Consider the following 13,403-nt stretch of genomic DNA (forward strand, 5'->3'; position numbering starts at 1 on the left):
ATACCACCGACCGACGCCAGCGCCACCGCCACGCGAGCGCGCAGCGCAGCGCGGGGGCGACGCCACACGGCGCCGCCGACCAACCACGCCCCGGGTCACGACCAAGTGCCCACAGCTACCCCCGAACACCCGCCGCCCGCAGCGCCGCGAGCGCCGAGGCGCGGAGGTCGCCCTCGTGGGCGAGGCGCTCGCTGGGTGGGCCCGGCGCGCCCGTCACCAATAGGCGCAGGCCCTCGTGCGTTGCCTCTTCGATGCGGGCGCTCACGCCCTCGATGGCGTTCAGCGCGGCGACCGCGACGGACTCCTCCGCGTCGGGCGCCACCCACACCGAGACCTGCACGGCCACCGTGGGCGAGCGGATCGAGTCGTTGCGCAGCACGCCGCTCGCCAGCCGCTCGTTGGGGATCAGGATGCGCGCGTCGGCGCCCGTGCGCAGCCACGTGTAGGCCAACCCGACGTCCTCCACGGTCCCGGTCTCCCCTTCGAAGGTCACCAGGTCGCCGATCCGGATCGGCTGCACGATCGCCAGCAGGATGCCGGCGACGCCGTTGGCCAGCGTCTGGCGCGCGGCGAAGCCGACGATGGCGGCGGTGATCGCGCTGGAGGCGAGGATCGTGCGCCCGACGCGGTCCAGCGAGTCGAACTGCGACAGCGCGACGGCGAACGCGATGAGCACGATGATCGCCTCGATCGCGCGGCGGGCGAAGCGCAGGCGCGTGGCGGCGTCGCGCGACAGGCCGCGATCCCCGGCGACCGCGTGGGCCAGGCTGCTCGCGCGGTGCACCAGGAACCGATCCACGAGCACGACGGCCACCACCGCGGCGATGATCGTCCCGACGGCGGTGAAGAGGTTGGCGTACTTATCCAGGAACGACTGGGCTGCGACGATGGTCCTCACGTGGGCGTGACCGTACAAAAGCCGCAGGCGTCCCCACGCCCGGCGACGCATCCGTGGCGCGCCGACTTCGCCGTCGCGTGGCGTGCGTTCTGGCTCTCGCGCCTGGTGGTCTGGGTCGCCGGGATCGGCGCGATCGCCGTCTGGGGCGTGCACGCCGGGCATCGCCTCGCGTTCGACCCGGCCGGGGTGACGCGCCCGTTCGGGGCGGTCGGCGACCTGCTGGTCGCGCCGGCCGCCCGCTGGGACTCCGTGTGGTTCCTGACGATCGCCGACTCCGGCTACGACGGCGGCGACCGCACGGCGTTCTTCCCGCTCTACCCGTTGCTGGTGCGGATCGGCGGCACGCTCTGCGGCTCGCCGCTGGTCGCCGCGATCGCGATCTCGTGCGCGGCGTTCGTCGTCGGCCTGGCGGCGCTGCACCGGCTCGCGGTGATCGAGGTGGGGGAGGAGGGCGCGCGCTGGGCGGTCCTGTCACTGGCGCTGTTCCCCGGCGCGCTGTGGTTCTCGGCCGCCTACTCGGAGTCGCTGTTCCTGATGGTGTCGGTCGGCGCGGTGCTGGCGGCGCGGCAGGGCCGCTGGCTGGTGGCGGGCGCGCTCGGCGCGCTGGCGGCCGCCACGCGCAGCGCGGGGCTGCTGCTGCTCGTGCCGCTGGCGCTGCTGTGGCTGGACGCGTGGCGCGCCCGCGAGGCGCGCGTGCCCGACCTGCTGTGGCTGGTGGGCGTGCCGCTCGGGCTCGCGGCGTTCTGCGGGTACCTGGCCCTGGCCGGCCATCCGGCCGACGCGCCGTTCTCGGCGCAGGACACCTGGCACCGCAGCCTCGCCGGGCCGTGGGCGGGCGTCCGCGACGGCGTGGTGGCGGCGTGGGACGGTGTGCGCCAGATCGCGCACGGGTCCGACGACCCCGTGTACTTCACCCGGGCGGCGGGCGACCCGATGGCGATCGGGCGCCACAACATCGCGCTGCTGGCCTGCCTCGTGGCGGCCGTGCCCGCGGTGATCGGCGCGCTGCGCCGGCTGCCCCTGGCCTACGGCGCCTACGCGCTGGCGGCGCTGCTGCTGCCGCTGTCCTACCCGGTGGCGCCCCAGCCGCTGATGTCGCTCGTGCGCTTCGAGGCGGTGCTCTTCCCGCTGTTCATCTGGCTGGGATGGTGGCTGGCCCGCGGGCCTGCATGGCGCCGCGCGGCGGTCATCTCGATCTTCGTCGCGGGCCTGGCGGCCTGCAGCGCGCTGTTTGCGACGTGGCACTGGGTTGCATGAACGCGGACGACCCGCCCAGGGGGCGAGCTTCCGTGCGCGGGCACGCCCAGGGACTCGCTCGCGCGGCATGGGGTGCTGCGTGACCGCTCCGGCGCGCCGCGCCGTGCTGCTCGACGCCCTCGGCGTCCTGCTGGAGCTCGAGCCGCCGTGGCCGCCGCTGCGCGCCGAGCTGGCGGCGCGCGGCGTGGCGATCACCGAGGACGAGGCGCGGACGGCGCTGCGCGCCGAGATCGCCTACTACCGCGCCCATCACGACGAGGCCTCGGACGCCGAGCGCCTCGAGGCGCTGCGCGACCGCTGCGCGCGGGTGCTCGACGCCGCGCTGCCTCCGCACGCCCGCGGCCTGCCCGACCTGCGCGCCGTGCTGCTGGCCAGCCTGCGCTTCCGCCCGTACCCCGAGGTCGCCGAGACGCTTGCCGCGCTGCGCGACGACGGCGCCACCCGCCTGGTCGTCGTCAGCAACTGGGACGTCTCGCTGCACGGCGTGCTGGCCGACACCGGGCTCGCGCCCCTGCTCGACGGGGCGATCACGTCGGCCGAGTGCGGTTCCTCCAAGCCCGATCCCGCGATCTTCGCTCGCGCGCTGGACCTGGCCGGCGGCGTCGCGCCGGCCGCCGCGGTGCACGCCGGCGACATGGTCGGCGCCGACGTGGAGGGCGCCCGCAGCGCCGGCATCCGACCCGTGCTCGTGGCCCGGGACGGCACCGCGGCGTGTCCCGGCGTGGCCGTCCTGGAGGACCTGCGGGGGCTGCCTGCGCTCGTGGCGGCCTATCTTCCCTTGCGATGACGAGCGAGCCGCCCGCCGATCACCCCTCTCCCCCCGAGCATCCCGAGCGGCCCCTCGGCGCCGAGACGCGGTCCGCGCCGCCGCCCTGGCCGGCCTGGACCGCGCCGGCCGCCCTGCTGGCCGGCTTCGCCGCCGCCATCGTCGGGGCGCTCGTGCTCGGCCTGATCGCCGCGATCCTCGGCGCCGACTTCAACAAGACGCCGGCCTCGGTGAGCATCCTCTCCGTCGTCGTCCAGGACGCCTGCCTCATCGGCGCCGCGCTGGTGTTCGCTCGCATGACGGCCTTCCCGCGGCCGTGGCACTTCGGCCTGCGGCCGGCGCCCTTCTGGCGCGCCGTCGGCTTCACGGTCGCCGGCTACCTGATCTTCGTCGTCGCCAGCTACGTGTGGCTGCAGATCATCGGCGAGCCCGACGCCAAGGACACGATCACCGAGGAGCTCGGCGCCAAGGACAGCACGGTGGCGCTCATCGGCGTGACCTTCGTGGTGACCGTGTGCGCACCGCTGGCCGAGGAGTTCTTCTTCCGCGGCTACTTCTACGGCGCGCTGCGCCGGATGGGCGTCTGGCGGGCCGCGGCGCTCACCGGCCTGGCCTTCGGCACCGTTCACGTCTTCGGCTCGCCGATCGCGTTCATCGTGCCGCTGGCCCTGCTGGGCATGGGCCTCGCGCTCCTGCGCGAGTACACCGGCTCGCTCTATCCGGGCATCGCGCTGCACTGCATCAACAACTCGGTGGCCATGAGCAGCAGCGAGGGATGGAGCTGGCAGGTCCCGGTCGTGCTGGTCGGCTCGCTGGGCACCATCGCGCTCCTGATCTGGCTCGCGCTGCGCTTCTGGCCCGAGCCGCGGCCGACCGCCGCCGCGCCAGCCGCGCCGGCGCCCGCTCCGGCGGGGTGAGCGCGCCACCGACGCGGGTAGGATGGCGGCGCCATGCGCCGCCTGATCGCCCTGTCGCCCGCCCTGCTCCTCCTGGCCGGGGCCGGTCCGGCCGCCGCGCAGGATCCCGCTCCGACCAGCGCCACGCCCGCACCGACGACCGCCACGCCGGCGCCCACGACGGTGCCCGTCCCGGCGCCCGCGCCCGCTGCGGGCACCCTCGGCCTCACGCTCGAGCGCGTCAACGGCAAGGCCGCCAGCGTGCTGGCCGGCGACCGGATCCGCGTCCGCGGCGCGGTCACGCCCTACGTCGCGGGCCAGAAGGTCGTCGTGCGCTTCTACCGCGGCGCGAAGAAGCTCGCCAGCCGCCAGGTCACGATCAAGCCCACCAAGAGCGGGACGAGCGGCACGTTCGTCCTCGGCTACCGGACGTCCTCGGCGGGCCACGTCACGGTGCGCGCGAGCCACCGCGCCACCGCGCAGCTGCTGACGATGGTCGCCAAGGGCCAGGGGGTCGACGTCCTCCCGCTGCGCGCCCGCCCCGGCTCCAAGGGCCTGGCCGTCCGCGTGCTGCAGAGCAAGTTGAAGGCCTTCGGCTACGTGATCGGCCAGGCCGGCGTCTACGACGGGCGCACGGCGCGCGCGGTCCTCGCCTTCCGCAAGGTGACCGGGATGGCGCGCACGCAGGACGCCACCACGGACGTCTTCCGCAAGCTCGCCCGCGGCGCGGGGGCGTTCAAGGTCCGCTTCCCCAGGCAGGGCAAGCACGTCGAGGCCGACCTCTCGCTCCAGGTCCTGGCGCTGATCCGCGGCAGCAAGGTGGAGCGGATCTACCCGATCTCGTCGGGCAAGCCCTCGACGCCGACGATCCTCGGCAGCTACCGCGTGTACTCCAAGACCCCGGGCACCAACGCCAAGGGCATGGTCTACACGAGCTACTTCCACGGCGGCTACGGCATCCACGGCTACGCGGACGTGCCGACCTTCGCCGCCAGCCACGGCTGCCTGCGCACCCCGGTCCCCGACGCGATCTCGATCTTCCGCTGGATCGCCTACGGCGACTACGTGGACGTGTACCGGTAGGACCGGGACGCGGCGAGCGCCGCGTCCATCAGCGCCCTGCCGCGAAGCGGGCCAGCAGGCCGAGGCCGAAGCCGTAGACCACCAGCGCCAGCAGCGCCGGGATCGAGCGCCGCAGCCATTTGCTCGAGCTGTCGGCCGTGACGGCGGCGAACGGGCGCAGCAGCACGTCGTTGGCATCGTCCACGTACTCGTGGACCTTGCCGTGGGCCTGCTCCCGAGCACGCTCCTGGTCGGGATCCGGATCGACCGTCCGTGTGGCCACCTGGCCCGCGATCTCGGCCTGCGTGTCCCGGGACGCCGCGCCGGTCTCGTCCGCGGCGAACCAGCCCCAACCGGCGACCACCAGCAGGCTGCAGATGATCGCGGCGAGGCGCAGGGCACGTTCCAGCACGCGCATAGACTACGGCCGCTCATGGACGCGACCCAACGCCTCGTGGACGAACTACGGACGCACGCCCTCGTCGTCGGCGAGGTGGTGCTCACCAGCGGAGCGACCGCGCAGTACTACGTGGACGCCAAGCGGGCCGTCCTGCGGCCGGCCGGCTTCCGCGCGCTCGGCGAGATCGTCGCCGCCCAGGCCGCCGCGTGGGGCGCCACCGCGGTCGGCGGCCTGACGATGGGCGCCGACCCGGTCGCCTGCGCCGCCCTGGCCGGCGGCTTCGACGGCAAGGCCTTCTTCGTCCGCAAGGAGACCAAGCAGCACGGCCTCCAGCGCCGCATCGAAGGCCCGTTCCTCGAGCCGGGCGACCGCTGCGTGATCGTCGAGGACGTGGTGACGACCGGCGGCTCGACGCTGGAGGCCATCGAGGCCGTGCGCCGGGCGGGGCATGAGATCGTGGGCGTCATCTCGGTCCTCGACCGCCTCGCCGGTGGCGCCGAGAAGATCGAGGCCGCCGCCGGCGCCCCGTACGTGGCGTGCGCGACGATCGACGACGTGTACCCGGACCGTCCCGACCGATCCTGAGCAGGGCCGGCGCAAGCGCGTGTAGGTTGGCGCCGTGCACGCGCCGGGCACCGTCAGCGAGACGGAATTCCTGAGAGACACGGCCCTCCGACTGCTGCTCGTCGAGGACGACGACGGCGACGCGTTCCTGTTCGAGGACCTCCTCGAGGACGCGGATCTCAACGTGGACGTCTCGCGCGCCCGCACCGTCGCCGGCGCCGAGGACCTCCTGCCGGCCGACGTGTCCTGCGTCGTGCTCGACCTCGGCCTGCCCGACGCCGACGGCCTGGCCGCGCTGCACCGCCTGCGCGCCGCCGCACCGGGCGTCCCGATGCTCGTCCTGACGGGCCTGTCGGACACCGCGCGCGGCCTGGAGGCCGTCGCCGCGGGCGCCCAGGACTATCTCGTCAAGGGACGCGTCGACGGCGAGCTGCTCGCCCGCTCGATCCGCTACGCCGTCGAGCGCCAGCGCGCCGAGGCGGTCCAGGGCGAGCTGCGCTCCGCGCACCTCCACGCCGAGGAGAACGCCCGCCTCGAGCGTGGCCTCCTGCCGCGGCCGATCGTGTCCGACCCACGCGTCAGCGTCGCCACCGGCTATCGCCCGGGCCGCGCCCGCACGCTGCTGGGCGGCGACTTCTACGACGTCGTCGAGACCGCCGACGGCACGCTGCACGCCCTCATCGGCGACGTCTGCGGACACGATCCCGACGCCGCCGCGCTGGGCGTCTGCCTGCGGATCGCCTGGCGCACCCTCGTGCTCGGCGGGCGCGCCGCCGACGACGTGCTCCAGACGCTGGACGAGGTGCTCGTCCACGAGCGGCTCTCCGACGACGTCTTCGCCACGGCGTGCATGGTGTCGGTGGCGCCGGACCGGGGCTCCGCGATGCTGCGCGTCGCGGGCCACCCGCTCCCGGTGCTCATGGCCCGTGGAACGGTGGCCGAGCTGCCCGGTCCGAGCGGGCGGCCGCTGCTGGGGATCGGGGCGCGCGCGGCCGGCTGGGCCGGCGTGGCGGTGCCGCTGCCGGCGTCGTGGGAGCTGCTGCTCTACACCGACGGCCTGATCGAGGGACGCGTCGGCGGCGGCGGGGAGCGGTTGGGCTCCGCGCGGCTCGTGGATCTCGTGCGCGAGCGCGCAGGCGCGCGCGGCGCGACGGCCGAGTCGGGTCCGGCGCTGATCGAGCGGCTCATCGCCACGGCGCGGAGGCTCAACGGCGAGGATCTCGCCGACGACGTGGCGGTGCTGCTGGTCACCATGGACGGCGATGGCTGAGCCGGGGCGCGCTTCGCGGGGCGACCTGTCGCGCCTGCGCAGCGGCCAGTGGCTCGCGCTGACCGCGGGCGCCCTCGTCGTCGCGGCGCTCGTCGGCGTCGCGGTCTCGCTGATCGCGCTGCACAACCTGACCGGGGCCCGCACGGCGGTGGTCGACCGCGCCGACCCGGCGCGCGTGCTCTCGGCGGAGTACTACAACGGCCTCGTCAACCAGGAGACGGGCATCCGCGGCTACGCGCTCTCGGGCCGCCGCGACTTCCTGACGCCGTTCGCCCAGGGCGGGCGTGACGCCGCGCGCGCCCGGCGCGCCCTGCAGCAGATCGCCGACACCGGCGACGTGCCGCGGCTGGCCGACGACCTGACGACGGTGGGCGTGCGGTCGACCTCGTGGCACCTGCTCTATGCCGATCCCGTCGTGCTGTCGGTGCGCCGCGGCGGCTCGTCCTCGCAGGCCGTGCCGCAGCTGCAGCAGGGCAAGGCGCTGTTCGACGACGTTCGCGCCGGCTTCCGCACGATGGACCAGCACCTCGGCGCCGCGCGCGCCGACGCCCGCGGGCGCCTGCGCCGCGCCGCGCGCGCCGCGCAATGGGCGGTGCTGTTCACCGGCTTCCTCGTCCTCGCCGCGGCGTTCGTGGCGTCGTCCACCCTGCGCCGGGTCGTGACACGGCCGCTGGCGCAACTGGCCCGCGACGCCCGGCGCGTGGCGCGTGGCGAATTCGACCACGAGGTGGCCGTCCAGGGGCCGCGGGACATCGTGGGCCTGAGCACCGACGTGGACTCGATGCGGCGCAAGGTCCTCGCCGAGCTCGACGTCGCGGGCGCCGCCCGCGAGCGCCTCGAGGAGCAGGCGCTGGACCTGCGGCGCTCCAACGCCGAGCTCGAGCAGTTCGCCTATGTCGCCTCGCACGACCTCCAGGAGCCGCTGCGCAAGGTCGCCAGCTTCTGCGGGATGCTGCAGCACCGCTACCACGGCCAGCTCGACGAGCGCGCCGACCAGTACATCGACTTCGCCGTCGACGGCGCCAAGCGCATGCAGGGGCTCATCAACGACCTGCTCGCGTTCTCCCGCGTCGGCCGGGTCGGGGCCGAGCACGTGCTGCTCGACATGGACGACATCGCCGCCGAGGCCGTCGGCAACCTCGAGTCCGCGATCGCCGAGGCCGGGGCCACGGTCGAGGTGAGCGGCCCGCTGCCCGAGGTGCGCGGCGACCGCTCGCTGCTGACCGCGCTGCTGCAGAACCTGATCGCCAACGGCATCAAGTTCCGCGGCGAGGACCAGCCGCGCGTGCGCCTGTCGGTCGCGCAGGCCGACGGGATCTACACCTTCGCCGTGGACGACAACGGCATCGGCATCGCCCCGCGCTACGCGGATCGCATCTTCGTGATCTTCCAGCGCCTGCATCCCAAGGAGGAGTACTCGGGCACCGGCATCGGCCTGGCGATGTGCCGCAAGATCGTCGAGTTCCACGGCGGCGAGATCCGCCTGGAGCCCGAGGGCGCCGACGGCGGCGCCAGCTTCCGCTTCACCCTGCCCGTCCCCGAGGAGGACGCGACCGCATGACGCCCAAGCCCACCGGCCAGCCGATCGAGGTCCTGCTGGTCGAGGACGACCCGGGGGACGTGCTCCTGATCCAGGAGGCGTTCGACTTCAACAAGGTCCACAACAACCTCAACATCGTCAGCGACGGCGAGCAGGCCCTGGCGTACCTGCGCCGCGAGGGCGACTACGCCGAGGCGACGCGGCCCGACCTCGTGCTGCTGGACCTCAACCTCCCGCGCAAGGACGGCCGCGAAGTCCTGCAGGAGGCCAAGAGCGACGAGGACCTGCGCACGATCCCGATCGTCGTCCTGACGACGTCGGAGGCCGAGGAGGACGTGCTGCGCAGCTACCAGCTGCACGCCAACGCCTACGTCACCAAGCCCGTCGACTTCGAGTGCTTCGTGTCGATCGTCCGCCAGATCGATGACTTCTTCGTGTCCGTCGTGCGTCTGCCGTCGTAGGCTTCACCCAACGCCGGCCCCGATAGCTCAGCTGGATAGAGCGTCCCCCTCCTAAGGGGAAGGCCGCTGGTTCGAATCCAGCTCGGGGCGCTGAGAGTCCTCGCCGTGCCGTGATCGGCCCGGCGCGCGCCGGCGGTAGTCGCCCGATTGGCACACCGTTCTGGCCGCGAATTGTCCAAAGTGGAGCCGTTTGGCTCTGGAGCTTGCGTGAAGCGCGTGTTGTGTGTGGTCAAGTCACCTGACATATCCCCCAGAAGAGGAGTAGCCTGCGCGCGGCTCGCCAGGGGTTCCTCCCGTAGAGGAGGTGCAGGGGCTCCGAGCTTGGCGACCATCGAACAGCTTCTGGGAGAGGGACCCATCAAGCAGTACGAGACCACGCAAGCGGGGGCTGGAGCGTGAGCACCGGCACCCCCGAGACGCTCCTCGAGAGCGAATCCATCGACCTGACGGACGAGTCCGCCGCGGGGATCGCTGCCCGATCGCCCCTGGAGCTCTTCTGGCGACGGCTGCGGCGCGACAAGGTCGCGCTCGTCTCGCTGGGCATCGTCCTGTTCATGGTGCTCATGGCGATTTTCGCGCCACTGATCGTCAAGGTGTTCGGGCTGCCGAACCCGAACACGCAGAACGACGACCTGCTCGGCGACTTCGGCGAGCCCACCGGCCCGAGCGGCGCGCACCCGTTCGGCGTCGACGAGCGCGGCCGCGACGTGCTGGCGCGCGTCATCTACGGCTCCCGCGTCTCGCTCGAGGTCGCGTTCATCGCCACGGCGCTCATCGTGATCATCGGCGTGACGGCCGGTCTGGTCACGGGCTACTACCGCGGCAAGGTCGACACGTTCATCAGCCGCGTCATGGACCTGTTCCTGGCGTTCCCGGTGCTCGTCCTGGCCGTGGGCCTGGGCGTCGCGTGCGCCGACGGCTGCCTCGGCGGCGCGATCCAGCCGGGCCTCCCCGTCGTGATCTTCGTGATCACGCTGACGACGTGGCCCTACATGGCCCGCATCGTGCGCGGTCAGGTGCTGTCGCTGCGCGAGCGCGAGTTCGTGGAGGCGTCCCGCTCACTGGGCGCCGGTGACCCGCGCATCATCTTCCGGGAGATCCTCCCGAACCTCGTCGCCCCGATCATCGTCTACGCGACGGTGCTGATCCCGCAGAACATCCTCTACGAGGCGGCGCTGTCGTTCCTCGGCGTCGGCGTGGATCCGTCCAAGCCGAGCTGGGGCGCGATGATCTCCGACGCCACCTCGATCTTCCAGGACGCCTGGTGGTTCATGTTGTTCCCAGGCCTCGCCCTGCTCGTCACGGTCCTCGCCTTCAACATCGTCGGCGACGGCCTGCAGGATGCCCTTAACCCGCGGACGTCGAAGTAGTGCACGTGCGACGCCGCTTATCCCCATTGCCGGTCCTTGAGAACGACCGGCAGCCACGTCAGAAAGGACCGCACATGTCTCGGAGCTTCCTCCGATTCCTGGTGGTGAGCATGCTGGCCGTGCTCACCTTCGTGGTCGCTGCCTGTGGGGGCAACGACAACAGTTCGTCGTCGTCCACCACCAAGAGCAGCGGCGGCACCACCACCAACGCAGCCGAAGCGCCCGCCAAGAAGGGCGGCACGTTCAACATGCTCGCCGCTTCGGACGTCGACTTCAACGACCCCGGGCACACGTACTACACGTGGGGGATGGTCTTCACGTTCGCGACGAACCGTCCGCTGTACAGCTTCAAGCCCGACGACGGCGCCAACCCGGTGCCGGACCTCGCCGAGGCCGCGCCGGAGATCTCCGCGGACAAGAAGACCGTCACGGTCAAGATCCGCACGGGCGTCAAGTACGCGCCGCCGGTCAACCGTGACGTGACGTCCAAGGACGTCAAGTACGCGATGGAGCGGTTCTTCTCGGTCAACGTCGGCGGTCAGTACCCCGGGTACTTCCAGCCGATCGTCGGCTCCCCGGCGAAGCCGACCAAGGGCGTCAAGCCGATCTCCGGCATCGAGACGCCGGACGACCAGACGATCGTCTTCAAGCTCAAGCAGGCCACGGGTGTTTCGTTCGCGGCGGCCCTCGTGATGCCGATCACGGTGCCGGTGCCCGAGGAGTACGCCAAGCCGTTCGACGCCAAGAGCCCGTCGACGTACAACACGCACGTGGCGTTCACCGGCCCGTACATGATCAAGAACGACAGCAAGGGCTCGCTGACGGGGTACAAGCCCGGCAAGAGCATCGCGCTGGTCCGCAACCCGAACTGGGATGCCAAGACCGACTACCGGCCGGCCTACCTGGACGCGATCAACGTCCGGACCAACGCGACGGACGCCAACGTGGCCGCGCGCCAGGTCATCGACGGCCAGAGCATGGGCCTCGACACGAACCCGCCCGCGAACATCCTTCGCGACCTCGTCACGAAGATCAAGGGCCAGTACCTGTCGGTCCCCTCGGGCGGCTACCGGTACTTCCCGATGAACACCGAGGTCAAGCCGTTCGACAACATCAACGTGCGCCGCGCGGTGATGGCCGGGTTCGACCGAGACGCGGCCCGCAAGGCTCGTGGCGGCAAGTACGTCGGTGACATCGCCACGCACTGGCTCCCGCCGGACTTCCCGGGCTTCAAGGAGGCCGGAGGGTATGACGGGTTCTCCGACATCGATTTCTTCAACAAGAACAACGAGAAGGGCGACCTGGCGATCGCCGCCAAGTACTTCAAGGCGGCGGGCTACGCCTCCGGCAAGTACGAGGGCAACGACGAGATCCTGATGGTCGGCGCCAATGCCGACCCGGGCAAGGCCCAGGCCGAGGTGGCCCAGGCCCAGCTCGAGAAGATGGGCTTCAAGGTGCGTCTGCGCCTCGTCCCGCAGGACGCGGTCTACACCGACTGGTGCCAGGTCCCGTCCAAGAAGGTCGGGATGTGCGGCGGCGCCGGCTGGTTCAAGGACTTCGCCGACCCGCAGTCCATGCTCGAGCCGACCTTCAAGGGCTCGTTGATCAACCGCTCCAGCGGCAACATCAACTACTCGATGTTGAACGACCCCAAGGTCGACGACGCCATGAACAAGGCAGCCCTGCTGGAGGGCGACGCGCGCCTGCAGGCCTGGGCCGACATCGACAAGATGATCGTCCAGGACGCGGCCGCCATCCCGTTCATCTGGGACAAGACCACGCTGGCGTTCTCGAAGAACGTCAACGCCGTCGCGAACCCGTACATCGCGCTCTGGGACCTGTCCTACACCTCGATCAAGTAGCTCACTGATCCGCGCCAGCCGCCCCGGGGCCCAGCCCCGGGGCGGCGACGTGCGGAGCCGAGCCCTCCATCAATGGCCAGTTACATCGCGCGGCGCCTCCTCTGGACGCTCCTGCTGCTCCTGGTGATCACCGCGGTCACCTTCCTCATCTTCTACGTGCTCCCGACCGCCGACCCGGCGGCACAGCGCGCAGGCCGCGACCCCTCACCCGAGCTCATCACGGCGATCCGGCATCAGCTGGGACTCGACAAGTCGCTCCCGGCGCAGTACGTCGACTACACCAAGAACCTCTTCCTGCACTTCGACTTCGGGCAGAGCTTCATCAACAACACGTCGGTGCGGTCGCTGATCTTCGACCGGCTGCCCAACACGTTGTTCCTGGTCCTCGGCGCGGCGGTCGTCTGGTTCGTCATCGGCGTGAGCATCGGCATCATCTCCGCCGTGCGGCGCGGGTCCTTCTGGGATCGCCTGCTCATGGGCGGCGCGCTGGTCGCCATCTCGGCCCCCGTCTACTGGATGGGCCTGGTCTGCCTCTATCTGTTCTCCAACGACATCGGGGTGTGGCACATCTTCCCCGGCTCGGGCGCCTATCAGGACGCCCACGGGTTCTTCGCGAAGTGCTGGTCGCTGGTGATGCCGTGGCTGGTCCTGTCCGCGGCGTTCGCCGCGATCTACGCGCGGCTGTTGCGCTCCAACCTGCTGGAGACGATGAACGAGGACTACATCCGCACCGCACGGGCCAAGGGCCTGAGCGAGCGGCGGGTGGTCCTCCGCCACGGCGTTCGCTCGGCGATCACGCCGGTCGTCACCGTGCTCGGCCTCGACATCGGCATCCTCATGGGCGGCGCGATCCTCACGGAGACCGTCTTCAACATCGATGGCGTCGGCCGCCTGTCCTTCGACGCCATCCAGCGTGGCGACCTCGCCACGATCCAGGGCACGACCATCGTCCTGGCGGCCGGCGTGGCCATCATGAGCCTGGTCGTCGACATCTTGTACGCGTTCCTCGACCCGCGCGTGCGCTACTAGTGGGGGTGTGAGTCCCATGGCGCAGCCA

At 71.7% G+C, this 13,403-nt stretch carries 13 protein-coding genes and 1 tRNA gene; 12 read left to right on the forward strand and 2 right to left on the reverse strand.

Annotated features, from left to right (window positions below; all coding sequences use genetic code 11):
* Nucleotides 1-115 precede the first annotated feature (115 nt).
* Entirely contained in the window at nt 116-898 is a 783-nt protein-coding gene (locus VK501_RS07925) for a mechanosensitive ion channel family protein (RefSeq protein ID WP_324336381.1), read from the reverse strand.
* Between VK501_RS07925 and VK501_RS07930 the strand changes: the two genes are divergently transcribed.
* The 4 genes from VK501_RS07930 (at nt 899) to VK501_RS07945 (ending at nt 4,900) form a co-directional block, all read left to right on the forward strand.
* Nucleotides 899-2,155 carry a mannosyltransferase family protein gene (locus tag VK501_RS07930; RefSeq protein ID WP_324336383.1) on the forward strand — a complete coding sequence of 419 codons (1,257 nt, stop codon included), beginning with the start codon at nt 899-901 and terminating at the stop codon, nt 2,153-2,155.
* A gap of 79 nt (nt 2,156-2,234) precedes the next feature.
* Nucleotides 2,235-2,942, forward strand: a complete 708-nt coding sequence (locus tag VK501_RS07935; RefSeq protein WP_324336385.1) for an HAD-IA family hydrolase — start codon at nt 2,235-2,237, stop codon at nt 2,940-2,942.
* A complete protein-coding gene (locus VK501_RS07940) occupies nt 2,939-3,838 on the forward strand; it encodes a type II CAAX endopeptidase family protein (protein ID WP_324336387.1) in 900 nt (299 codons plus the stop codon). Before VK501_RS07935 ends, VK501_RS07940 begins: the two co-directional genes overlap by 4 nt.
* Nucleotides 3,839-3,871: 33 nt before the next feature.
* On the forward strand, nt 3,872-4,900 hold the full coding sequence (locus VK501_RS07945) for a L,D-transpeptidase family protein (RefSeq protein WP_324336389.1): 1,029 nt from the start codon (nt 3,872-3,874) through the stop codon (nt 4,898-4,900).
* Nucleotides 4,901-4,928: 28 nt separating this feature from the next.
* Here the strand turns inward: VK501_RS07945 and VK501_RS07950 are convergent, their stop codons facing one another.
* The gene (locus VK501_RS07950) at nt 4,929-5,291 is read right to left on the reverse strand and encodes a hypothetical protein (protein ID WP_324336391.1); all 363 of its coding nucleotides are present in this window, start codon (nt 5,289-5,291) and stop codon (nt 4,929-4,931) included.
* 21 nt (nt 5,292-5,312) lie between these two features.
* Here VK501_RS07950 and pyrE point away from each other — a divergent pair, with 21 nt between their 5' ends.
* The 8 genes from pyrE (at nt 5,313) to VK501_RS07990 (ending at nt 13,375) form a co-directional block, all read left to right on the forward strand.
* Nucleotides 5,313-5,864: an orotate phosphoribosyltransferase gene (pyrE, locus tag VK501_RS07955; protein WP_324336393.1), complete on the forward strand. Its 552-nt coding sequence runs from the start codon at nt 5,313-5,315 to the stop codon at nt 5,862-5,864.
* Nucleotides 5,865-5,898: 34 nt separating this feature from the next.
* The gene (locus VK501_RS07960) at nt 5,899-7,113 is read left to right on the forward strand and encodes a PP2C family protein-serine/threonine phosphatase (RefSeq protein WP_324336395.1); all 1,215 of its coding nucleotides are present in this window, start codon (nt 5,899-5,901) and stop codon (nt 7,111-7,113) included.
* On the forward strand, nt 7,106-8,674 hold the full coding sequence (locus VK501_RS07965) for an ATP-binding protein (protein ID WP_324336397.1): 1,569 nt from the start codon (nt 7,106-7,108) through the stop codon (nt 8,672-8,674). The genes VK501_RS07960 and VK501_RS07965 overlap by 8 nt, the downstream gene beginning before the upstream one ends.
* On the forward strand, nt 8,671-9,114 hold the full coding sequence (locus VK501_RS07970) for a response regulator (protein ID WP_324336399.1): 444 nt from the start codon (nt 8,671-8,673) through the stop codon (nt 9,112-9,114). The genes VK501_RS07965 and VK501_RS07970 overlap by 4 nt, the downstream gene beginning before the upstream one ends.
* A gap of 16 nt (nt 9,115-9,130) precedes the next feature.
* Nucleotides 9,131-9,204, forward strand: a tRNA-Arg gene (locus VK501_RS07975).
* A 305-nt stretch (nt 9,205-9,509) separates the two neighbouring features.
* On the forward strand, nt 9,510-10,484 hold the full coding sequence (locus VK501_RS07980) for an ABC transporter permease (protein ID WP_324336401.1): 975 nt from the start codon (nt 9,510-9,512) through the stop codon (nt 10,482-10,484).
* A gap of 74 nt (nt 10,485-10,558) precedes the next feature.
* Nucleotides 10,559-12,346, forward strand: coding sequence for an ABC transporter substrate-binding protein (locus VK501_RS07985; RefSeq protein ID WP_324336403.1), 1,788 nt, complete (start codon nt 10,559-10,561; stop codon nt 12,344-12,346).
* 72 nt (nt 12,347-12,418) lie between these two features.
* The gene (locus VK501_RS07990; protein WP_324336405.1) at nt 12,419-13,375 is read left to right on the forward strand and encodes an ABC transporter permease; all 957 of its coding nucleotides are present in this window, start codon (nt 12,419-12,421) and stop codon (nt 13,373-13,375) included.
* Nucleotides 13,376-13,403: the final 28 nt, after the last annotated feature.

Origin of the sequence: Baekduia sp. (assembly GCF_035318805.1) — a bacterium.
Taxonomy (GTDB): domain Bacteria; phylum Actinomycetota; class Thermoleophilia; order Solirubrobacterales; family Solirubrobacteraceae; genus Baekduia.

What these genes read in the sequence shown, in the direction of transcription:
- VK501_RS07940 (WP_324336387.1), top strand. Translation starts at nt 2,939, where the DNA reads ATGACGAGCGAGCCGCCCGCCGATCACCCCTCTCCCCCCGAGCATCCC.
- VK501_RS07945 (WP_324336389.1), top strand. Translation starts at nt 3,872, where the DNA reads ATGCGCCGCCTGATCGCCCTGTCGCCCGCCCTGCTCCTCCTGGCCGGG.
- pyrE (WP_324336393.1), top strand. Translation starts at nt 5,313, where the DNA reads ATGGACGCGACCCAACGCCTCGTGGACGAACTACGGACGCACGCCCTC.
- VK501_RS07965 (WP_324336397.1), top strand. Translation starts at nt 7,106, where the DNA reads ATGGCTGAGCCGGGGCGCGCTTCGCGGGGCGACCTGTCGCGCCTGCGC.
- VK501_RS07970 (WP_324336399.1), top strand. Translation starts at nt 8,671, where the DNA reads ATGACGCCCAAGCCCACCGGCCAGCCGATCGAGGTCCTGCTGGTCGAG.
- VK501_RS07985 (WP_324336403.1), top strand. Translation starts at nt 10,559, where the DNA reads ATGTCTCGGAGCTTCCTCCGATTCCTGGTGGTGAGCATGCTGGCCGTG.
- VK501_RS07990 (WP_324336405.1), top strand. Translation starts at nt 12,419, where the DNA reads ATGGCCAGTTACATCGCGCGGCGCCTCCTCTGGACGCTCCTGCTGCTC.